Source organism: Gemmatimonadales bacterium, assembly GCA_036279355.1.
Taxonomy (GTDB): Bacteria; Gemmatimonadota; Gemmatimonadetes; order Gemmatimonadales; family GWC2-71-9; genus DASQPE01.
The window spans coordinates 53,804-74,502 of record DASUJH010000004.1; the positions used below are offsets into that span (position 1 = coordinate 53,804).

At 71.9% G+C, this 20,699-nt stretch carries 20 protein-coding genes; 15 read left to right on the top strand and 5 right to left on the bottom strand.

Annotated features, from left to right (window positions below; genetic code table 11):
• Nucleotides 1–187 precede the first annotated feature (187 nt).
• From VFW66_01010 to VFW66_01055, 10 genes are read left to right on the top strand one after another with little or no spacing between them, the layout of a single operon-like run.
• Nucleotides 188–1,306 (top strand): NAD-dependent epimerase/dehydratase family protein, encoded by a 1,119-nt coding sequence (locus tag VFW66_01010; GenBank protein ID HEX5385258.1) that lies wholly within the window; start codon nt 188–190, stop codon nt 1,304–1,306.
• On the top strand, nt 1,303–2,496 hold the full coding sequence (locus VFW66_01015) for an NAD-dependent epimerase/dehydratase family protein (GenBank protein ID HEX5385259.1): 1,194 nt from the start codon (nt 1,303–1,305) through the stop codon (nt 2,494–2,496). Before VFW66_01010 ends, VFW66_01015 begins: the two co-directional genes overlap by 4 nt.
• Nucleotides 2,493–3,425 carry a zinc-binding dehydrogenase gene (locus tag VFW66_01020; protein ID HEX5385260.1) on the top strand — a complete coding sequence of 311 codons (933 nt, stop codon included), beginning with the start codon at nt 2,493–2,495 and terminating at the stop codon, nt 3,423–3,425. Before VFW66_01015 ends, VFW66_01020 begins: the two co-directional genes overlap by 4 nt.
• Entirely contained in the window at nt 3,422–4,495 is a 1,074-nt protein-coding gene (locus VFW66_01025; GenBank protein HEX5385261.1) for a Gfo/Idh/MocA family oxidoreductase, read from the top strand. Before VFW66_01020 ends, VFW66_01025 begins: the two co-directional genes overlap by 4 nt.
• Nucleotides 4,486–5,721: a glycosyltransferase family 4 protein gene (locus VFW66_01030; GenBank protein ID HEX5385262.1), complete on the top strand. Its 1,236-nt coding sequence runs from the start codon at nt 4,486–4,488 to the stop codon at nt 5,719–5,721. Before VFW66_01025 ends, VFW66_01030 begins: the two co-directional genes overlap by 10 nt.
• Nucleotides 5,709–6,821, top strand: a complete 1,113-nt coding sequence (locus tag VFW66_01035; protein HEX5385263.1) for a glycosyltransferase — start codon at nt 5,709–5,711, stop codon at nt 6,819–6,821. Before VFW66_01030 ends, VFW66_01035 begins: the two co-directional genes overlap by 13 nt.
• Nucleotides 6,818–7,903, top strand: coding sequence for a glycosyltransferase (locus VFW66_01040; GenBank protein HEX5385264.1), 1,086 nt, complete (start codon nt 6,818–6,820; stop codon nt 7,901–7,903). The genes VFW66_01035 and VFW66_01040 overlap by 4 nt, the downstream gene beginning before the upstream one ends.
• Nucleotides 7,900–9,015 (top strand): glycosyltransferase, encoded by a 1,116-nt coding sequence (locus tag VFW66_01045; protein ID HEX5385265.1) that lies wholly within the window; start codon nt 7,900–7,902, stop codon nt 9,013–9,015. The genes VFW66_01040 and VFW66_01045 overlap by 4 nt, the downstream gene beginning before the upstream one ends.
• Entirely contained in the window at nt 9,012–9,785 is a 774-nt protein-coding gene (locus VFW66_01050; protein ID HEX5385266.1) for a TIGR04290 family methyltransferase, read from the top strand. Before VFW66_01045 ends, VFW66_01050 begins: the two co-directional genes overlap by 4 nt.
• Nucleotides 9,786–9,806: 21 nt before the next feature.
• Complete coding sequence (locus tag VFW66_01055) at nt 9,807–12,119, top strand: HAD-IIIA family hydrolase (protein HEX5385267.1); 2,313 nt, start codon at nt 9,807–9,809, stop codon at nt 12,117–12,119.
• Here the strand turns inward: VFW66_01055 and VFW66_01060 are convergent.
• Genes VFW66_01060 through VFW66_01070 form a run of 3 tightly spaced genes read right to left on the bottom strand, consistent with a single transcriptional unit; the run spans nt 12,107 to nt 14,906 of the window.
• On the bottom strand, nt 12,107–12,994 hold the full coding sequence (locus VFW66_01060) for a hypothetical protein (GenBank protein HEX5385268.1): 888 nt from the start codon (nt 12,992–12,994) through the stop codon (nt 12,107–12,109). The two genes, VFW66_01055 and VFW66_01060, sit on opposite strands and share 13 nt — an antisense overlap.
• 10 nt (nt 12,995–13,004) lie before the next feature.
• A complete protein-coding gene (locus VFW66_01065) occupies nt 13,005–13,826 on the bottom strand; it encodes a sugar phosphate nucleotidyltransferase (GenBank protein HEX5385269.1) in 822 nt (273 codons plus the stop codon).
• Nucleotides 13,827–14,906: a glycosyltransferase gene (locus VFW66_01070; GenBank protein ID HEX5385270.1), complete on the bottom strand. Its 1,080-nt coding sequence runs from the start codon at nt 14,904–14,906 to the stop codon at nt 13,827–13,829.
• A 121-nt stretch (nt 14,907–15,027) separates the two neighbouring features.
• On the opposite strand from VFW66_01070, the gene VFW66_01075 reads away from it, so the two are divergent.
• From VFW66_01075 to VFW66_01095, 5 genes are all read left to right on the top strand, one after another.
• Nucleotides 15,028–15,627, top strand: a complete 600-nt coding sequence (locus tag VFW66_01075) for a histidine phosphatase family protein (protein ID HEX5385271.1) — start codon at nt 15,028–15,030, stop codon at nt 15,625–15,627.
• 110 nt (nt 15,628–15,737) lie between these two features.
• Entirely contained in the window at nt 15,738–17,549 is a 1,812-nt protein-coding gene (locus VFW66_01080) for an ABC transporter ATP-binding protein (protein ID HEX5385272.1), read from the top strand.
• 64 nt (nt 17,550–17,613) lie between these two features.
• The gene (locus VFW66_01085; protein HEX5385273.1) at nt 17,614–17,811 is read left to right on the top strand and encodes a type II toxin-antitoxin system VapB family antitoxin; all 198 of its coding nucleotides are present in this window, start codon (nt 17,614–17,616) and stop codon (nt 17,809–17,811) included.
• Entirely contained in the window at nt 17,808–18,176 is a 369-nt protein-coding gene (locus tag VFW66_01090) for a PIN domain-containing protein (protein ID HEX5385274.1), read from the top strand. Before VFW66_01085 ends, VFW66_01090 begins: the two co-directional genes overlap by 4 nt.
• 5 nt (nt 18,177–18,181) lie before the next feature.
• The gene (locus VFW66_01095; GenBank protein ID HEX5385275.1) at nt 18,182–18,766 is read left to right on the top strand and encodes a TMEM175 family protein; all 585 of its coding nucleotides are present in this window, start codon (nt 18,182–18,184) and stop codon (nt 18,764–18,766) included.
• Between the two features lie 9 nt (nt 18,767–18,775).
• On the opposite strand, the gene VFW66_01100 is transcribed toward VFW66_01095, so the two are convergent.
• Nucleotides 18,776–19,288: a hypothetical protein gene (locus tag VFW66_01100; GenBank protein ID HEX5385276.1), complete on the bottom strand. Its 513-nt coding sequence runs from the start codon at nt 19,286–19,288 to the stop codon at nt 18,776–18,778.
• A complete protein-coding gene (locus tag VFW66_01105) occupies nt 19,285–20,496 on the bottom strand; it encodes a pyridoxal phosphate-dependent aminotransferase (protein ID HEX5385277.1) in 1,212 nt (403 codons plus the stop codon). The genes VFW66_01100 and VFW66_01105 overlap by 4 nt, the downstream gene beginning before the upstream one ends.
• Nucleotides 20,497–20,699 lie beyond the last annotated feature (203 nt).

Genomic DNA, 20,699 nt, shown 5'->3' on the forward strand with positions numbered 1-20,699 from the left:
GAGATGAATCCCAGCGGCGCGGTCCCGCCGCCCACCTCCCGTGACCCGCCTCACAGACACGTAAGTAGCCTCGCGGCCATGCTGCGACCTACTTACCTGCCGTGCGCGCCGCGCCGGCAGCCGTTCCTGATTCACGCATTACAGTGAGCCCGTTCCGACGTTCCGTATATCCCCCAGCCACACACGCATGAGCAGCCAGGTTCTCATCACCGGCGGTGCCGGGTTCATCGGGTCTCATCTGGCCGACGCGCTTCTCGCGGCGGGCCATCGCGTGCGGGTGCTCGACAGCCTGATCCCGCAGGTGCACGGCCCCGATCGGCGGCGGCCGGCCTATCTCGATCGCGAGGTCGAGCTGCACGTGGGCGACGTGCGTGACGCCGCCGCGGTCCGCCGGGCCCTCGCCGGAGTCGAGGCCGTCTTTCACTTTGCCGCGATGGTGGGCGTCGGCCAGAGCATGTACGAGATCGCGCGCTACACCGAGGTGAACGGCGTCGGCACCGCCACGCTGCTCGAGGCGCTGGCGGAGCACCCGGTCGAGCGGCTGGTCGTCGCCTCCAGCATGAGCCTGTACGGCGAGGGCCTCTACCGCCGCACCGACGGCGCGCTCGTGCCCGGCGGCGAGCGGTCGCTGGCGCAGTTGCGCGCCGGCGACTGGGAGCTGCGCGACGAGCACGGCTGCCCCCTCGCGCCGGTGCCGACGCCGGAATCGAAGCAGCCTGCGCTCGCCTCGGTGTACGCGCTGTCCAAGTTCGACCAGGAGCGACTCTGCCTCATGCTGGGCCGGGTGTACGGCGTGCCCACCGTCGCCCTCCGCTTCTTCAATGTGTACGGCTCCCGCCAGGCGCTCTCCAACCCCTACACCGGTGTGCTCGCGATCTTCGCCTCGCGGCTGCTCAATGGCAATCGTCCGTCGATCTTCGAGGACGGGCTTCAGCGCCGCGATTTCGTGAGCGTGCGCGACGTCACCCAGGCGTGCTTGCTGGCGCTTCGGCGCGCGGAGGCGGTGGATCAGGTGTTCAACGTCGGGAGCGGACATTCCTACACCGTGCGCGAGGTGGCCGCGCGCATCGCCCGCGCGCTGGGCCAGCCCGCCGTCGAGCCCGAGATCACCGGCACTGCCCGCGCCGGCGACATCCGGCACTGCTTTGCCGACATTTCGGCGGCGCGCGCGCGGCTCGGCTACGAGCCCGAGGTGAGGCTCGATGCCGGGCTGGTGGAATTGTCCGCCTGGCTCGAGGGTCAGGTGGCCGAGGACCGCGTGGCCGAGATGCGCGCCGAGCTCACGGCGCGCGGGCTCACGGTATGAGCCGGGCCGCGCCCGGCCCCGTTCTCATCACCGGCGGCGCCGGCTTCATCGGCACCAATCTGTCGCACCGGCTGCTCGCCATGGGGCAGCCGGTCATCGTGTACGACAACCTTTCGCGCGCGGGCGTCGAGCGGAATCTCTGCTGGCTGCAGGTGACGCACCCCGGCCTGGTGGACGCGTGGGTGGCCGATGTGCGCGACGCCGAGAGCCTCGGCGCCGCCGTGGCGAAGGCCTCGGCCGTATTCCACTTCGCGGCGCAGGTGGCCGTGACGACGAGCCTCGATGGTCCCATCCACGACTTCGAGGTGAACGCGCGCGGCACGCTCAATCTGCTCGAGGCGATTCGGCGCGAGTCCACGCGGCCAGGGCGCACGCCGCCTCCGCTCGTCTTCACCTCGACCAACAAGGTGTACGGCGCGCTCGACGACGTGGCGCTCGAGCCCGGCGTCCGCCGCTACCGCCCCGCCGATCCCGAGCTCGGCACGCACGGCGTGAGCGAGGCGCGTCCGCTCGACTTCCACAGCCCGTACGGCTGCTCCAAGGGAGCGGCCGACCAGTACGTCCTCGACTACGCCCACACCTTCGGCCTGCCCGCGCTCGTGTTCCGCATGAGCTGCATCTACGGACCGCATCAGTTCGGCACCGAGGACCAGGGGTGGCTGGCGCACTTCCTCATCCGCGCGCTCGCCCGCGAGCCGATCACGCTGTACGGCGACGGCCGCCAGGTGCGCGACGTGCTGTTCGTCGAAGACCTGGTGGATGCGTTCCTCGCGGCCCGCGCGCGCGTGGATCGATTGGCGGGCACCGCGTTCAACATCGGCGGCGGGCCGGAGAACACGGTGAGTCTGCTCGAGCTGATCGAGATGATCGGCGAGCTTACGGGCCGCACGCCGGAGGCGCACTTCGAGCCGTGGCGACCGGCGGACCAGCGCTACTACGTGTCGGATACGCGCCGCTTCGGCGAGGCGGCGGATTGGGCGCCGCGGGTCGACGTGTCCGAAGGACTGGAGCGGCTGCACGCGTGGCTCAAGGACGAGCGGATTGCCGGCCGCGGTGCGCTGGCCGGAGGCGAGGGGAACGGCGCTCGGGCGGCGGCCGACCAGCCGGCGGGAGCGCGCGCGAACGGGTCACGGCCGCGCCCGGCCGGCGCTGGTCGGCAGCAGGAGGCCGCGGAGTGGAGACAGCCGTGAGTGCGGCGGTGCTCGAGGCGCCGGGCCGCGCGCGCACCGTCGAAGTGGCGCGGCCCGAGCCGGGCGCGGGTCAGGTGCGCGTACGTCTCGAGGGTTGCGGCATCTGCGGCTCGAATCTGCCGCTCTGGGAGGGGCGTCCGTGGTTCGAGTATCCGCGTGAGCCGGGCGCGCCGGGGCACGAGGGGTGGGGCGTGATCGACGCCGTGGGCGAGGAAGTCGATCGCTGGGCCACGGGCGACCGGGTGGCGTTCCTCTCGGACCACGCCTTTGCCGAGTACGACCTCGCCGCGGCCGACGCGCTGGCACGCATCCCCGAGCCGCTCGCCGGTCGCGCCTTTCCCGGCGAGGCGCTGGCCTGCGCGATGAACGTGTTCGCGCGCACGGGGATCGAGGCGGGGCAGCGCGTCGCAATCGTCGGCATCGGATTTCTCGGCGCGGTGCTGGTGCAGCTCGCGACCCGGGCCGGCGCGCGCGTGACCGCCGTCTCGCGGCGGCCATTCGCGCGCGACGTGGCGCGAGAGATGGGCGCGGCCGAGGCGGTGTCGCTCGAGCGCGCGGCGGACGCGTTCTCCGCCGGGCTGGCCGATTGCGCGATCGAGGTGACCGGCCAGCAGGCCCCGCTGGATCTCGCGGCCGAGCTGACCCGGGTCCGCGGCCGGCTCATCATTGCCGGCTATCACCAGGATGGCCCGCGCACCGTGAACATGCAGCTCTGGAACTGGCGCGGCCTCGACGTGGTGAACGCGCACGAGCGCGACCCGCGGGTGTATGTCGCCGGCATTCGCTCCGCGGCGGATGCGATTGCGTCGGGCGCGCTCGACCCCGAGCCGCTCTATACCCATCGCGTCCCGCTCGACGCGCTCGGCCGCGGGCTCGAGCTGCTGCGCGAGCGGCCCGACGGATTCCTGAAGGCGCTGGTGCTGACGTGACCGCGCGGCCAATCCCGATGAACGAAATGCGCGGCGCCGCCGAGCCGGACCGCGCTCCGCGTGGCGCCCCCGTCCCGCGCCTCGGCTTCCTCGGCGTCGGCTGGATCGGCCGGCAGCGCATGGCGACGCTCGCCGCGAGCGGCGCCGGCCGGGTGTCCGCGATCGTCGATCCCTCTCCCGACCATCTCGCGGCCGCGCTCCGCGAGGCGCCCGGCGCGCGTGCGCTTGACTCGCTGGACGCGCTGCTCTCGACCGACCTGGACGGCATCGTCATCGCAACACCGAGCGCGCTGCACGCCGGCCAGGCGGAAATGGCGCTGGCGCGAGGCAAGGCCGTGTTCTGCCAGAAGCCGCTCGCGCGCACCGCAGCGGAAACCCGCCGGGTGATCGACGCCGCGCGCGCGGCCGACCGGCTGCTCGCGGTGGACCTCTCGTACCGGCACACGGCCGCGATGCGCCACGTGAGCGCCGGTGTGCGCGCCGGTGAGATCGGACGAGTCTTCGCTGCCGAGCTGGTCTTTCACAATGCGTACGGCCCCGATCAGACCTGGTGCCACGACCCCGCGCTCGCCGGCGGCGGCTGTCTGATGGATCTCGGCGTGCACCTCGTCGACATGCTCTTCTCCACGCTCGAGGGCGCGCGCGTCGCGCACGTCGCGGCGCGACTCATCGCGGGCGGCGAGCCGCTCACCGATCGCGACCGCCAGGTGGAGGACTACGCCGAGGCACAGCTCACGCTCGAAGGCGGCGCGGTGGCGCGCCTCGCCTGCTCCTGGCGGCTCCCGCTGGGCCGCGGAGCCGAGATCGGCGCCACGTTCTACGGCACGCGCGGCGCGCTCGCCTTCCGCAACGTGGGCGGCTCGTTCTACGACTTTGCCGCCGAGCGATATGACACCGCCGCGCGCCGGCTCCTGGTCGAGCCGCCCGACGAATGGGGCGGGCGCGCGCTGGTCGAGTGGTCTCGCCGGCTCGCCGCCGGCGAGCGGTTCGATCCGGCGGTGGACGAGCTGGTCGACGTCGCCGCCGCGCTCGACGCCGTCTACTCGGCGGGCATCCGGCCATGCCGGTGATGCTGCCCGTGGCCCGGCGCGTTCTCCTCACCGCCGATCCGATCGGCGGGGTCTGGACCTACGCCGTCGAGCTGGCGCGCGCGCTGAGCGGCGGCCTTGGCGGCGGAGCGCCGATGGAGGTGTGCGTCGCCGTGATGGGTGCGGCGCTCCGTCCCGATCAGCGGCGCGATCTGGCGGGCCTCCCGGGCGTGGAGGTGCGCGAGTGCCGCTACCGCCTCGAGTGGATGCCGGATGCCTGGGCGGACGTCGATGCCGCCGGCGACTGGCTCCTTTCTCTCGAGCGCGAGATCGCGCCCGACGTGATCCACCTGAACCAGTTCGCGCCCGGGGTCCTGCCCTGGCGCGCGCCCCGGCTCGTGGTCGCCCACTCGTGCGTGTGCTCCTGGTGGCGGGCCGTGCATGGCGTCGCGGCGCCGCCGGAGTGGGACGAATATCGGCTCCGCCTGGGCGCGGGGCTCGCAGGCGCGGACCTCGTCATCGCGCCGACCCGCGCGATGCTCGCTGCGCTCGAGCGCGAGCACGGCCCGCTCGCCGCGGCCGCGGCGATTCCCAACGCGCGCGCGGCGCGCACGCCGCCGCTCGCGCGCGGCGCGCGCGCGCAGAAGGAGGAGCTGATCCTCGCGGTGGGCCGGCTCTGGGATGAAGCGAAGAACGTCGGCATGCTGGCGCAGCTCGCGCCCGAGCTCGAATGGCCGGTCTATCTCGCGGGCGATACGCAGCATCCGAGCGGGCGCGCGGCCGGATCGGATGGCGCGGAGCGTGACGGCGCCGCGCCCGATCGCACCGGGGCCGGCCACGCCGGCAGCGCCGCCCGCTTTTTGGGCCGACTCGACGCGCCGGTGCTCGCGCGCTGGCTCCGCCGCGCCGCCATCTACGCACTCCCCGCGCGTTACGAGCCGTTCGGCCTGTCCGTGCTCGAGGCGGCGCTCGCCGGCTGCGCGCTCGTGCTGGGCGACATCCCGAGCCAACGCGAGCTGTGGGATGGCGCCGCGCTCTTCGTGAAGCCGGATGACGCCGACACGCTCCGCGGCGTGCTGCGGACGCTCATGGTTCGCGGCGAGATGCGGCGCGCGCTGGCCGATGCGGCGCGCCGGCGGGCGCGCAGCTTTACGGTGGAGCGCTTCGCGATGGCGTATCGGGCGGCCTACGCGCGCGCCGCGGCACGGGCGTATCAGAGGCGCGGCGTTCCCGCGCCGCGCCCGGCGGAGGTCGCATGCGCGTCGTGATCTTCTGCCACTCGCTCGTGTCCGACTGGAACCATGGCAACGCTCACTTCCTCCGCGGCGTCGTGCGCGAGCTGCTGGCGCGCGGCGTCGAGGTGCAGGTGTACGAGCCCCGGCACCCGTGGAGCGCGGAGAATCTGGTGAGCGATCACGGCCGCCGCGCGCTCACCGCGTTTCATCGGGCATATCCCGGTCTCCGGAGCATTCGCTACGATCTGTCCGCGCTCGACCTCGATCGCGCACTCGACGGCGCCGACCTCGTGCTGGCGCACGAGTGGAACGAGCACGAGCTGATCCGGCGCCTGGGCGAGCACCGCGCCGCGCACGGCGGCTATCGGCTGCTTTTTCACGACACCCACCATCGCTCCGTCACCGACGCCGATCAGATGGCCGCCTACCGCCTCGAGGCGTTCGACGGCATACTCGCCTTCGGGCGCGTGATCCGCGACCTCTATCTGGCCAATGGCTGGACCCGCCGCGCCTGGGTCTGGCACGAAGCAGCCGACACGCGGCGGTTCCGGCCGATGCCGCGCGTCGCGCCCGGCGGCGACGTCGTCTGGATCGGCAACTGGGGGGACGGGGAGCGCACGGACGAGCTGCGCGAATTTCTCATCGAGCCGTCGCGCGCGCTTGGGCTCCGCACGACGGTGTACGGCGTCCGCTACCCCCGTCCGGCGCGCGACGCGCTGGCCCGCGCGGGGATCGAGTATGCCGGGTGGCTGCCGAATTACGACGTGGCCCGCACGTTTGCCCGGTTCCGGGTGACGGTGCACGTGCCCCGGCGCCCCTACGCCAAGGCGCTGCCGGGGATTCCTACCATCCGCATGTTCGAGGCGCTCGCCTGCGGCATTCCGCTGGTTTCCGCGCCCTGGGATGATGCGGAAGACCTCTTCACGCCGGGCGAGGACTACCTCGTGGCGCGCGCCGGCAACGAGATGCGGGAGCAGCTCGGGCGGCTCCTGCTCGACCGGGAGCTCGCCGCGCGGATCGCCGGCAACGGCCTCCGCACCGTGCGCGCGCGGCATACCTGCGCCCACCGCGTGGACGAGCTGCTCCGGATCCACCGTGAGCTCGATGACGGCGCGCAGGAGGCCGCCGCGTGAGCCCCGGCATGGACGTCGCCTTCTTCGGCTCGAGCCTCGTCTCGGCGTACTGGAACGGCGCCGCGACCTACTACCGCGGCGTCGTGCGCGCGCTCGCGGCGCGCGGACATCGCGTCACCTTCTACGAGCCCGACGCATACGGCCGCCAGCAGCACCGCGACATCCCCGACCCCGACTGGGCGCGCGTCGTGGTGTACGACGGCGCGTCGGAGGACGCCGCACTTGCGGCGCTCGAGAGCGCCCGCGGCGCGGACCTCCTCGTGAAAGCCAGCGGGGTCGGCGTCTTCGACGAGCTGCTGGAGCGCGAGGTGCTCGCGCTGGCGGGGGCCGACACGCTGGTCGCCTTCTGGGACGTGGATGCGCCAGCGACGCTCGAGCGTCTCGAGCGCAATGCCGCCGATCCGTTCCACGCGCTCGTGCCCCGCTACGACCTCGTGCTCACCTACGGCGGCGGCGATCCGGTGGTGGCGGCCTATCGTGCGCTCGGCGCGCGCGAGTGCGTGCCGGTGTACAACGCGCTCGATCCCGAAACCCATCATCCCGTTCCGCCTGAGCCCCGCTTTGCCGCCGACCTCGCCTTTCTCGGCAACCGCCTGCCGGACCGCGAGGCGCGGGTCGACGAATTTTTCCTCGCGGCGGCCCGACGGCTCCCGGCGCGCCGATTCCTGCTCGGCGGGAACGGCTGGCAGGACAAGCCGCTGCCCGAGAACGTGCGCAACGCCGGCCACGTGTACACCCACGAGCACAACGCCTTCAATTGCTCGCCGCGCGCGGTGCTCAACGTGAACCGCGCGAGCATGGCGCGCTACGGCTTCTCGCCGCCCACGCGGGTGTTCGAGGCGGCGGGCGCCGCCGCGTGCCTCCTGACCGACGCGTGGGAAGGTATCGAGTTGTTCCTCGAGCCCGGCGCCGAGGTGCTCGTGGTGCACGACGGCGCCGAGGTGGCCGAACGGCTCGAGGCGCTATCGCCAGCCGAGGCGCGCGCGCTGGGCAGCGCGGCGCGCGCCCGCGTCCTCGCCGAGCACACCTACGCCCACCGCGCCGCACAGGTCGAGGCGCTGCTCGGGAGCACGGTCCGATGAGCCCGGCGCGGCTCCGGATCGTCATCCTCGGGCTCTCGATCACGTCGAGCTGGGGCAACGGGCACGCCACCACGTACCGCGGCCTCGTGCGCGGGCTTTCGGCGCGGGGCCACGACGTCCTGTTTCTCGAGCGCGACCTCGAGTGGTACGCCGACAACCGCGACCTCCCCGACCCCCCCTACGGCCGCACCGAGCTGTACGCCAATTTCGGCGAGCTTCGGGCCCACTACGCCGACCAGGTGCGCGCGGCCGATCTCGTCGTGGTCGGCTCCTTCGTGCCGCAGGGGGCGACCATCGGCCGGTGGGTGACTCGAATCGCACGCGGCGTCACGGCATTCTACGACATCGACACGCCGGTGACGCTCGCACGGCTCGCCGAGCGGCGCGCCGGCTACATCACGGCCGAGCTGATCCGCGCGTACGACCTCTACCTCTCGTTTACCGGCGGGCCCACGCTCGAGCGCCTGCAGGTGGAGTACGGCGCGCGCGCGGCGCTGCCGCTCTACTGCTCGGTGGATGCAACCCAGTACTACCCCGACCCCATGCCCCATCGCTGGGACCTGGGCTATATGGGCACGTACAGCGGGGACCGTCAGCCGGCGCTGGACCGCCTGCTGCTCGAGCCCGCGCGCCGGTGGAACGCGGGCCGGTTCGTCGTCGCGGGGCCGCAGTATCCCGACGGAATCGCGTGGCCGCGCAACGTGCGCCGGGTGCAGCATCTGCCGCCGTCGCGGCATCGCCGGTTCTACAACGCACAGCGCTTCACGCTCAACGTCACCCGGGCCCATATGGTGCGCGCCGGGTGGTCGCCCAGCGTGCGGCTGTTCGAGGCGGCGGCGTGCGGCACGCCGATCGTGAGTGACGCGTGGCCCGGTCTCGATACCCTCTTCAAGCCGGACGCCGAGATCTATCTCGCCCGCGACGCCGGCGACGCGCTGGACATCGTCCGCGAGACGTCCGAGCCGGCGCGGCGCCGGGTCGGCGCGGCGGCGCGCGCCCGCGTGCTGGCGCAACACACCGCCGGCCACCGTGCGGCCGAGCTCGAATCGTACGCGCTCGAGCGACTGGGCCGCCCCGCCCGTGCGATTGCGACCGCGGGGCCGGCGTCATGAGCACCCGCCTCGAGACCATCCGCTCGCTCGGGCCCTGGTTCCACAACCTCCATCTCCCCGACGGAGTCGAGACCGCGCCCGATCATTTCCTGGGCGACTTTCCCAGCTACAAATGGGATGTCGTCGCCTCGCTCGTGCCGGGAGACCTGCACGGCTGGCGCGCGCTCGACATCGGCTGCAACGCGGGCTTCTACTCGTTCGAGCTGGCCCGCCGGGGCGCCTCCGTCACCGGCATCGACGTGGACCCGCACTACCTGCGGCAGGCGGAGTGGGCGGCGCGCGAGTACGGCCTCGAGCGCGCGATCGAGTTCCGCCGGATGCAGGTGTACGACCTGGCCCGCGAGCGCGAGCACTACGACCTCGTGCTCTTCATGGGCGTCCTGTATCACCTCCGCTATCCGCTGCTCGGCCTCGACCTCGTGGCCCGGCGGGTGCGCCGGCTGCTCGTGTTCCAGACGCTCACGATTCCGGAGACCGAGCGCGCGCCGGCGAGCGCGGATCCCGGGCTCGACGATCGCGAGGCGCTCCGCGCGCCGGGCTGGCCCGCGATGGCGTTCGTCGAGCAGCGCCTGGTGGGCGACCCGACCAACTGGTGGGTGCCGAACGAGGCCGGTGTGGAGGCGATGCTCCGCTCGAGCGGGCTGCGCATCGTCCGGCGCCCCGGCCACGAGATCTGGCTCTGCGAGCCGGCGGCGCCGAATGCGCCCGACGGGCCACCATACGACATCACCCCCGAGCTCCTCGCCGCCACGGGACAGCGCTGGGGCTGACGGCGAGCCGGGCTCGACATCATGATCGTCTACCGGAACGAGACGCGGTGCACGGCGTCGCACGCGGCGCTGGCCGAGCTGCGGGAGTCGCTCGGCTCCGCGCGCAGTCTTGGAGCCGGTCCGGCGCGCTATGACCGGTTGATCGCGCTGCTCATCGATGGGGGCGCGCTCGAGTCCGCCGTGGCCGACGCACTCTGCCCCGAAATCGACCGGGTGCTGCCGCCGATGGCCGCACTCCATCGTGTGACCCGCGCGCTGGCGGGCGCGGCATGGTGCGCGTGGCGCGGCATCGAACACGACGTGCGCGGGCACCTCGACCACGCCGCCGACGCGCTCTCCGGGCTCGAGCGTGCCGAGCTGCCGAGCGAAGTTGCGCTCGCGGTGCCGGAGGGGTTCGCGCACTATGCGGTGTATCCCGAGTGTTACTTCGAGGCGGCCGCGCGGCTCGAAGCCGAGCACGGTGCGGAGCGCGACGCCCCCGGGCCCATGGCGACCTGCCTCGGCCTCCGCACCATCGGGGCCACGCTCGTCGCCTGCGTCACCGCCGTGCTCGCCGAGCGCGGCTGGCAACTCGCGTCGTTCACGGTGCGGCCGCGCGGACATCCGTTCGACCGCCGGCCGCGCTTCGCATCCGAGCTCGCCGCGGCGCTGCGCGAGCGGCTCGCCGGATGGTTTCTGGTCGTGGACGAGGGACCGGGCCTGAGCGGCTCCTCGCTCGACGGCACCGTGGATGCGCTGGTGCAGCTCGGCGTGCCCGAGGAGCGGATTGCGCTCTTTCCGAGCTGGTGCACCGATGGAAGCGCGCTCCGATCGGCGCGCGCGCGGGATCGCTGGCCCCGGCTCCGCCAGACGGTCATCCCGTTCGAGAACGTCTGGCTCGAATCGGGACGCCTTGCCCGCGCATGCGGCGCCGCCGCACTCGAAGACCTCTCAGCCGGTGCGTGGCGCCGCCGGCTCATTCCCGACGCCCGCGACTGGCCGGCCGTGCAGCCGCAGCACGAGCGGCGAAAATATCTCGACATCGCATCGGCGGGCGGCGGTAAGGTCGGCGCGCGCCACCTGCTGCGCTTCGCCGGCCTCGGGCGATTCGGCGCGCGGCGGCTCGAGCGCGCACAAGCGCTCAGCGCGATGGGCTGGTCGCCCGAGCCGCTTGGGGTCGCGCATGGCTTTCTCTGCACGCGATGGGTCGAGGGCACCCCGCTCGCGGCCGCGGACGTCACCAGTCATCTCATCGCCGCCATCGCCCGCTACGCCGCCGACGTACGCGCCCTCGCTCCCGCCGAGCCGGGCGCGTCGCGGGAGGCGCTGGCGGAAATGGCGGCCTTCAATGCGGCGCGCGCGTTGGGCGATGAGTGGGGTGAGCGCGCCCATCGCGCGATGGGCGCGGCGCGCTGGAGTGACCACGCGTGCATCATCGACGGCCGCATGCTGCCGCACGAATGGCTCCGCACGCCGCACGGTTACATGAAGACCGACGCGCTCGACCACGGCGACGATCATTTCATGCCTGGCCCGCAGGACATCGCCTGGGATTTGGCCGCGGCGGCCGTCGAATTTGCGCTCGATGCTGATGGCGAGCGCGCGCTGGTCGACGCGTACGCCCGGCACTCCGGCGACCGCGGCACGGCGGAGCGGCTCCCCGCCTACCGCCTCGCGTACCTCGCCTTTCGCGTGGGCTACTGCACCCTCGCCGCCGAGGCGCTCGGCAGCATCTCCTCGGCCGCTGCGGATGCCGAGCGATTCCGCGCCGCCACGGCCCGATACGCCGCCGCACTGCGCGACGCGTTGTGCCGCGCGCCGGCCTCTGATCGCCACCGCGGCGGCGCGCCGCGCTACGACCTCGTCATCTTCGATGCTGACGGCACGCTCCGCCGCACCACGGTCGCCGGCCAGCCCTGTCCCTTCGACGACGGCGACTGGGAGCTCCGCCCCGGCGTCCCCGACGCGATTCGTCGGCTCGCAACCCCGGTCGCCCCGCGGTTTGGCATCGCCTCGAATCAGGACCGCATCGCCTACGGCCAGCTCACGCTCGCACGGGCCCGGCGGCTGCTCCGCGCTCTCGCGCGCGAAGCCCTCGGCCGCGCGCTCCCGGACGATGCCATCCAGCTTTGCCCGCACGCGGACGAGGCCGGGTGCAGTTGCCGCAAGCCCGCGCCCGCAATGCTCGAGCGCATCATGGCGTTCTGGGGCGTGCCGCCCGAACGCACCCTCTTCGTCGGCGACGCCGAGACCGACCGCGAGGCCGCACGCCGCGCGGGGATCGACTTCATCTGGGCTGACGACCTGTTCGGGACGACGATGCCGGACGCGCCGGCGCTCGCTCAGCAGACGTAGCGCCGGGTCATCGCGCCGCAGAAATCGGCGAATTCCTCGACCGAGCGCGGCGGGCTCGTGTGGTGGGGGCGGAGCCCGCGTGATTCGGGCGTGAAGCAGAACGTGAGCGTCACGTCGAACGGCTCGAGCGCGCGCATCTGCCGGTCGAACCACGCCAGCGCGCCGGGCCGGAGGCTGTCAGCCCAGCTCAAGCCGGTGCGCACGTGGCGCACGCCCAGTCGATCGAGCCAGCGCACCGCGTCGTCGAGCCGAGGGTCCTCGAAGTGGAACCACTGGCAGATGCCGAGCGCCGGCGTGTGCCGCGCAAAGTCGGCGGCCGCGAGCTTGGGCGTGCCGTCTTCCTTGAGCAGCCCCATGTAGAAGTGGCGGTAGTAGGACGAGCCTTCCGCCTCGCGGTGCCGTGTGGTGGCGGGCCAGGCGCGCGGCAGGTCGTAGAGACTGTACCAATGGATCCGCGGCGCCCGGCCGATGAGCAGCTCCGCCGTACGGGCAAGCCCGAACGCCTGCACCTCCTCCGCGCCGAACGTCGACACGCCGACCTCGGTCACCCAGATCGGCCGGTCGGTGACGGCGCGGATCTCGTCGAGCTTGGCGGGCCACTCCTGGATCTGCCAGTGGTTCCAGTCGAGCGGAAAGCCATGCACCGCGACCGCGTCCACCCGGTCGAGCACGCCCTGGTCCCGCATGTTCCTCATGAACCCAGGATCGATCGGCGAAATGCCGCCCAGCACGCGCGTGGTTCGTGGGCGCTCCGCCGCGACCGCCGCGGAGGCGGCGGCCACCGTGTCGGCAAAGATCCGCCAGCCGGCGTCCAGCTCGAAGTCCCAGTGCGAGAGGTTGTTGGGCTCGTTCCAGATCTTTACCGCCTCGACCACGCCGGCGCCCTCAGCGTCCGGCCGGCACGGCCGCTGCGGCCGCGGCCGGGGGAACGGCGCCCGGAGCCGCGGTGGCTTCGCGCCGGAATCCGCCCGACCGCTCCACCGGCCGCGCGCTCAGCATCGTGATCGCCTCGCGGTATCCGTTCAGCGTACCGACGTCCACGTACGCCTCGCCCGCGCGCACGCCGACCGCCGTGCCGCCGCCCGCCAGCCACGCATTCACCAGCGTGCCGAGATACTCGTCGCGCCGGCCCCGCGCGAGCCAGAGCGCGTGCAGCGCATGGAATGTTTCGCCCGAAAGCTTCACCGCGCCCCAGATCCAGTTCGACGCCGGCTCGGCGTGCTTCACCTGGATCTCGAGCACCCGGTCGTCCGCGTCGGTGCGCACGGCGTCGAACAGCTCGGGGCGGCTCACCGGAAAGAGGAGAAACGAGAGCGGATCGCTGCCCACCGCATGCAGCGCGTCTTCCGGATACCAGATCGTGTCGGGCAGGCCGATGAGCACGAAGTCGTCGGGCCGGGTGAGCGGGAGCGCGCTGAAGAGCGCATCGCAGAGCCCGGCCGGGCGCGGCTGCACCGTGAAGGTGATGTGCGCCTGGCACGCGCCGCCCCCATAGTACTCCAGGATGTCGGACTTCCCCGGTGCGATGACGAAGCAGAGCCGATCCGCGCCGCCCAGGATGAGCCGGTCGACCAGGTACTCGCTCACCGCGCGCGGGCGCTCGATGCCGTGGTCGATCCGGCTGCCGACCGGCAGCAGTTCCTTGGAGAACGCGAGCGGCTGGATGCGGCTTCCCGACCCGGCCGCCGGAACGATGCCCCACATCATTCAGGCCTCCACCTCGAGGGTGGCGCCAAGCGCCTCCTCCAGCTCTTCGGCGCGACGCTCCGCCGTGTGGCTCGCGAGTGCGCGCTCCCGCGCCGCGCGGCCGATGCGCGCGAGCTCCTCGTAGGGCAGGTCGAGCGCGGCCACGACCTCGTCGGGACCGCTCGCGACCAGGATCTCCTCGCCCGGCGTGAAAAAGCGGTCGAGCCCATCCCACCGGTCGCTCAGCACGGGCACGCCGCACGCCGCCGCCTCGAAGAGACGGCCCGAGGGACAGTGCCCCATTTCGGCCATTGCGGCGCGGGTGACGTTGAGCGTGAGACGCGACGAGCTGTAGAACGCGGGATGCTCGGCGGGCGGCAGGTGACGCACGAACCAGATGTTCGGGGCCCACGGAAAGGCCTGCGGGTATTGCGCGCCGCCGATCACGAATCGCTGCGCAGGCCGCTGCCGCGCGGGCTCGACGAAGAGCGCGGTGAGCGCCTCCTGCCGGTCCTCCGCATAGGTGCCGAGATATGAGAGGTCGGCGGCATAGTGGGGGCGCGGCGGCACCGGATAGTGCACCTCAGGATCGACGCTCCCGTAGAGCGGCGCCACCCGGCGCGCATTGAGCCGGCTCACCAGCTCGTCGAGCGCGCCGCCACCGGTGTAGCTCAGCACCAGGTCGAAGTCGCCCAGGCCCTGCGGCGGGAGATAAGGCACGGGCTCGCCTCGGCGGAGGCGCTCCAGCGTCACCGGCGTGTCGAGATCGTAGAACGTCCTGACCCGCGCCGGTGAGTCGAGCACCAGCTCCGCGGCCGCGACCCCGTCGGCGCAATACGAGGTCACCATCGCCGCATCCGCCTCGGCCAGCTCGGCGCGCGCGATCGGGAGCACGAGGTCCCATTCCGGGTAGAGCACCAGCCGGCCGCCCCCGGGCATGTCGGTGAGGTCGCGGTGCGAGGCGTAGTAGGGGACGTCGCGCTCGAAGAAAACGACGGAGTGGCCGCGGGCGCCCAGGGCGCGGCAGAGGCCCCGCCAGAGCGTAGCGTGGCCGTTTCCCCACGAGGAACTGATGGACAGGCCAAAGACGACCAGCTTCATTCGAGAACCCTTACTGCGACGAACGAGGAAGTGCTAAGGTGTATGTTCCTCGCCGGGCGGTGGATGATTGGGATCACACCAGCCTTGTAGCAGGTGACCGCCGGCCACGGGAGTATACGGGGTGACCACGTTCCTGCTCGTACGCCACGCGCATTGTGACTCGGTGCGCCGCCGCCTCGCGGGCCGGGCCGCCGGCGTGCACCTCTCGGCCGCCGGCCGGGCGGAGGCGGAGCGGCTGGCGGCGCGGCTCAGTTCGGTGCCCCTCGACGCGATCGTCTCGAGTCCGCTCGAGCGGGCCCGGGAGACCGCGGAGGCGATCGCCGCGGACCGAGGCGTCGAGGCCCAGGTCTCGGCGGCCCTCACCGAGCTTGATTTCGGCGCCTGGACCGGCGCGGAAATCGAGCTCCTCGCGCCCGACCCCCTCTGGCAGCGCTTCAATCAGTTCCGCGGCACCACCCGCCCCCCCGGTGGCGAGCTCATGCTCGAAGCCCAGTCCCGCGCCGTGGCCGAGCTGGAGCGGCTCGGCGCGACGTTTCCCGACGGCCGCGTCGTCGTGGTGAGCCACCTCGATGTGCTCCGGGCCGTGCTCTGCCATTATCTGGGCATCCCGCTCGATCACTTTCTTCGTCTCGAGCTGGCCCCGGCCTCGGTGAGCACGCTGGAGATGACGCGCGGCGGCCCGCGGTTGGTAGAGCTGAACGCAGGCGGACGGGCGGACTGAGGGAGATCCCGAGCCCCGTCCAGCATCGTTGCTGACCGCCAGACCGCCCGTCCGCCTGACCGCCCGTTTGCCGCCCCCCCGGCCCCACTCTTGCTATCTTCGGCGCCATCGTGCCCGCATCCACAATCCCGCTTCGTTCCGCCGCGCCGCCGCACGCCCTCGAAGCATCGCCGATCGCCCAAGGGCTGGTTCGGCGCTCGTTCGAGTTCGTCCGGCCCCATCGGCGGGCGCTCGTAGGCGTGCTCGCGCTCGCCCTCTTCATGTCGTCGCTCAGCGCGGCCGACCCGCTCGTCATGAAGTACCTCTTCGACGAGCTGGGCCGCCGGCGCGACCTCGTACGCTTCGGCATCATCATGGCCGGGCTGCTCGGTCTCGAGGTGGGACGCGCGTGGCTCAGCGCCTGGCTCGGCACGCTGAGCTGGGACCTGCGGCTCGGTGTCGAGTACGGGGTGCGCGAGGCGGTCACGGCCAAGCTCAACTCGCTCCCGGTCGCGTTCCACCAGCGGGAAGGGGTGGGCGGCACGGTGAACCGGGTGAACACGGCGATCACCGGCTTCGTCACCGCGTTCAGCGAGATCGGGTTCAACCTGCTGCCCACCCTGCTCTATCTCTGCCTCTCGCTCGTCGCCATGCTGCAACTCGACTGGCGGCTCGCCACGGCGGTCGTCGTCTTCACGCCGCTTCCGGCGCTCATCGGCGCATACGCCGCGGGCGAGCAGACCCGGCGCGAGCGGCGGCTGGTCGAGCGCTGGACCTCGGTGTACTCCCGGTTCAACGAGGTGCTCACCGGCATCATGACGGTGAAGAGCTTCGCGATGGAGGACGCCGAGCAGCGGCGATTCCTTGACGGCGTGCGGGAGGGGCTCGACATCGTGCGGAAGGGCGTGCGGAAGGACAACCGGAACGGCGCGTTCCGGAGCCTCGCCGGCACGCTCGCGCGGCTCACCGCCATCGGGCTCGGCGGCCTGCTCGTCTGGCAGGGCGAGATCACGCTGGGGACGCTGGTGGCCTTCCTCGGTTACATCGGCGGACTGTTCGGGCCGGTGCAGAACCTCACCAACGTCTATCAGACGCTGCGCAAGGCGTCGGTCTCGCTCGAGATCATCTACGACATTCTCGACGCCGACGACGCGGTGCGCGACGAGCCCGGCGCGGTGGAGGTGCCGCCGCTCCGCGGCGACGTGATGTTCGAGGGCGTGAGCTTCGAGTACAAGGCGGGCGCGCCGGTGCTGCACGCGGTGGACCTGCACGTGCGCGCGGGTGAGACGGTGGCGCTGGTGGGGCCGAGCGGCAGCGGCAAGAGCACGTTCGTGAGCCTGCTCCAGCGCCTCTATGCGCCGACGTCAGGACGCATACTGGTGGACGGCACCGACATCCGGCGGATGACCCAGAAGTCGCTGCGGCGCCAGCTCGGCGTCGTCTTGCAGGACTCGCATCTCTTCAACGACACGGTGCGGGCCAACATCGCCTACGGCCGGCCCGAGGCGAGCGACGGGGAAATCGAGGCGGCGGCGCGCGCGGCCAACGCGCACGACTTCATCGTGGCGCTGCCCGACGGCTACCACACGGTGGTGCGCGAGCGCGGGAGCCGGCTCTCGGGCGGGCAGCGGCAGCGCGTGGCGATCGCGCGGGCGCTGCTCAAGAACCCGCCGGTGCTGGTGCTCGACGAGCCCACCTCGGCGCTCGACGGTGAATCGGAGGCGCTCATCCAGGACGCGCTCCGGACGCTGCTCCGCGGCCGCACGTCGATCATCGTGGCGCACCGGCTCTCGACGGTGATGGGCGCGGACCGCATCGTGGTGGTGCGCGACGGGCGGGTGGCGGAGATGGGGACGCACGCGGAGCTGGTGAGCCGGGGCGGGTACTACGCGGGCATGGTGCGGCGGCAGGCGGAAGGGTTCCTGGGGGAGCGGGCGGCGTAGTGCGCGGGTCGCGGCACGCCATCATTTGATGTATGCTTGGTGCATACCAGTCCGAGCGACCGCCATGCGTACGACCTTCAATCTCGATGCCCGCCTTCTCGCCGAGGCGCAGCGCCTCACGGGGACCACCGAACGGACCGCCCTCATTCACGAAGGCCTGCGCGCACTGATCGAGCGCGAAAGCGCACGGCGCCTGGCCCGCCTGGGCGGCAGCGAACCGGCGTTGCGCCGCATTCCACGGCGCCGGCCGAGGAGCCGGTGATCCTGGTCGACACCTCCATCTGGGTTGACCACCTGCGGCGGGGCGAATCGGCCCTTGCGGCGGCGCTGAACGCGGGAGAGGTCTGCGTGCATCCGCTGGTGCACGGTGAGCTGGCGTGCGGAAACCTGAAGAATCGGCGCGAGGTGCTCGATCTGCTCGCGCGGCTCCCCCGGGCGCCAACCGCTACGGATGCCGAGGCACTGGAATTTCTGGAGCGTCGTGCCTTGATGGGCCGGGGCATCGGAATCGTCGACGTGCACCTGCTGGCGTCCGCGGCGCTGGGCGGAACGATCCGCTTGTGGACCCGGGACCGCCGCCTGCGGGTCGTCGCCGGCGGACTCGGGCTCAGCCACGCGCCGGCCTGAGGCAGATGGGCACCGCCCGCGTCGAGGCCTTCAGCGATGGCGTCCTCGCCATCATCATCACCATCATGGTGCTGGAATTGCGCGTGCCCCACAGCACGACGATCGAGGCGCTGCGCCCCGTCCTTCCGGTCTTCCTCAGCTACATTCTGAGCTTCATCTATCTCGGCATCTATTGGAGCAATCATCACCACATGCTCCTCGCGACCGAGCGGGTGAACGGCGCCATTCTCTGGGCCAACCTCCACCTGCTTTTCTGGCTCTCGCTCGTCCCGTTCGTCACCGGCTGGATGGGCGAGAACCACTTCGCGGCGGCGCCGACCGCGGTGTACGGCGTCGTGCTGCTCATGGCGGCGATCGCCTACTGGATCCTGGAGCAGGTCATCGTCGCAAGGCAGGGCCGGGATTCGCTCCTGGCCACCGCGGTGGGCAGCGACTTCAAAGGCCGCGTCTCGATCGTGATCTATATCGTCGCCATCGCGTCGGCCTTTGCCCGGCAATGGATCGCGCAGCTTCTCTACGTGCTGGTCGCCGTGATGTGGCTGGTGCCCGATCCGCGGATCGAGCGCGCGCTCTCACGCGAGGAGAGCTGAATTCTTCGGCTAGACCTCTTCTTCGGCGGGGAACGGCGGCACTTCGACGAGCCAGAACCCGGCGAGATCTCCTACGCGGTCCACTTCGACCAGCAGCCGGTCGGCCACACGCACCACGTCCACCTCGCGCCGCGGGCCCACGGTGAGGTGAAAGATGCTCTCGCTCGGATCGGTGGCGATGCTGAGCGCGGCATCCACCTCGACCGACGCCACGCCGGGCCGCGATGGCCTCTGCGGCAGCACCACCCGCCCGTCGGTGAGCGTCGCCGGCAGCTTGAGCTCGATGACCGTCGTCACTTCGGGCCACACGACGACGTCGAGCCCGCACACCACGCCGTTGTTCACGTCGAGCACCGCCACCGAGCCCTGCTCGTCCGCCAACTCCACGGTGCCGGTGAGTCCGCCGGCGGAGCGGGTGCCCTTGAAGGAGCCGGAAAGGATGTCGGTCTCGGGATCCCAGCGCCAGGTGAGCGTGGGGAGCGCTCCGGTGAGCGGCTCGACCCGCGCCTCCATCGCGATCATGCGGCGCGGGCCGAGGCGACGGATTGCGCGTGCCGGAGGATTCGGTCGAGGGCGCGCTCCAGGTCCGCGTCGGACACGGCGTAGCTCAACCGCACCCAGCGATCGTCGCCGAACGCGGCGCCCGGCACGAGCGCCACACCCTCGCGCTGCATGAGGCTCTCGCAGAATTCGGAGCCGGTCACCGGCTTCTGATCGCGGAGCCCGTCCACCCGGAAAAAGAAGTAGAACGCGCCGTGCGGCTCGACGAACTCGATGCCGGGCATCTCGGTGCGGAAGCGGCTGACCAGGTAATCGCGCCGGCGGCGGAACGCGGCCACCATCCGGTGCACCTCCTGCTCCACCCGATCGTCGCTGAACGCCGTCGCCGCGGCCCACTGCGCGGGCTGGTTGGCGCCCGTCGTCGTGTGCGACTGCAGCGCCGCCATGGCCTTTGCCACGTGCGGCGGGGCCAGCGCCGCGCCGATGCGCCAGCCGGTCATCGCGTACGCCTTGCTCGCGCCGTAGATCACGACGGTGCGCTCGAGGTATTCGTCCGGCAGATCGAGGAACGATGCGGCGGGGCCGGTGCCGTAGTGGATCGGCCGATAGATCTCGTCGGCGATGATCCACACCTCGTTCTTCCGCGCCCAATCGGCGATCGACTTGAGCTCGGGCGCGGTGTACACCGAGCCGGTCGGATTGCACGGTGAGCAGATGAGCAAGCCGCGGGTGCGCTTCGAGCTGGCGCGGTCGAGATCGGCGGCGCTCACCTTGAGGCCCCAGTCGAGCGCGCCGGGCACCATCACCGGCTCGGCCCGCGTGAGATGGACGATCTGCGGATAGGAGACCCACGCGGGCGACGGAATCAGCACCTGGTCGTGCGGCCCGAACAGGCTGAAGCAGGCGTTGAAGAGCGACTGCTTGGAGCCCGAGCTCACCACGATGTTGTCGGCGTTCACGGCGCGGCCGCCCGAGAGCGTCGACATGCGGCGCGCGATGGCGTTGCGCAGCTCGGCGATGCCGATGTTGGGCGGATAGCGCGTCATGCCGCGCTGAATGGCGCTGATGCCGGCCTGCGCCGCGGGCGCCGGCGTGTCGAAGTCGGGCTCGCCCACGCTCAGGTCCAGCACGTCCTCGCCGGCGGCTTTGCGGCGCTTGGTCTCGTTGCTGATGGCGACCGTCTCGGAGGCCTTGAGGTGCTGGAGATTGGGCGACAGCGGGTCGGGCATCGGCGAATCCGGAATGGGTGAGGGTGCGTGGGGGAAAGGTTCTTCGAGGATGGGGGGATGTCAACGGTTGGCGCGCTCGTGTGGCCGGGCTTAGGTTGGGCGCGGGCGGGAGCGGCGAAAACGGGCGCGGGGCCTCCGCCGACAAGCCGACAGTCGGCTCCGCCCGCGCCCGTTTTCGCTGCTCCGCCGTTGTCCCGGAGTGG

Coding starts and splice junctions, on each gene's coding strand:
- VFW66_01010 (HEX5385258.1), top strand. CDS start 188: ATGAGCAGCCAGGTTCTCATCACCGGCGGTGCCGGGTTCATCGGGTCT.
- VFW66_01015 (HEX5385259.1), top strand. CDS start 1,303: ATGAGCCGGGCCGCGCCCGGCCCCGTTCTCATCACCGGCGGCGCCGGC.
- VFW66_01030 (HEX5385262.1), top strand. CDS start 4,486: ATGCCGGTGATGCTGCCCGTGGCCCGGCGCGTTCTCCTCACCGCCGAT.
- VFW66_01035 (HEX5385263.1), top strand. CDS start 5,709: ATGCGCGTCGTGATCTTCTGCCACTCGCTCGTGTCCGACTGGAACCAT.
- VFW66_01045 (HEX5385265.1), top strand. CDS start 7,900: ATGAGCCCGGCGCGGCTCCGGATCGTCATCCTCGGGCTCTCGATCACG.
- VFW66_01050 (HEX5385266.1), top strand. CDS start 9,012: ATGAGCACCCGCCTCGAGACCATCCGCTCGCTCGGGCCCTGGTTCCAC.
- VFW66_01055 (HEX5385267.1), top strand. CDS start 9,807: ATGATCGTCTACCGGAACGAGACGCGGTGCACGGCGTCGCACGCGGCG.
- VFW66_01065 (HEX5385269.1), bottom strand. CDS start 13,826: ATGATGTGGGGCATCGTTCCGGCGGCCGGGTCGGGAAGCCGCATCCAG.
- VFW66_01070 (HEX5385270.1), bottom strand. CDS start 14,906: ATGAAGCTGGTCGTCTTTGGCCTGTCCATCAGTTCCTCGTGGGGAAAC.
- VFW66_01085 (HEX5385273.1), top strand. CDS start 17,614: ATGCGTACGACCTTCAATCTCGATGCCCGCCTTCTCGCCGAGGCGCAG.
- VFW66_01095 (HEX5385275.1), top strand. CDS start 18,182: ATGGGCACCGCCCGCGTCGAGGCCTTCAGCGATGGCGTCCTCGCCATC.
- VFW66_01100 (HEX5385276.1), bottom strand. CDS start 19,288: ATGATCGCGATGGAGGCGCGGGTCGAGCCGCTCACCGGAGCGCTCCCC.
- VFW66_01105 (HEX5385277.1), bottom strand. CDS start 20,496: ATGCCCGACCCGCTGTCGCCCAATCTCCAGCACCTCAAGGCCTCCGAG.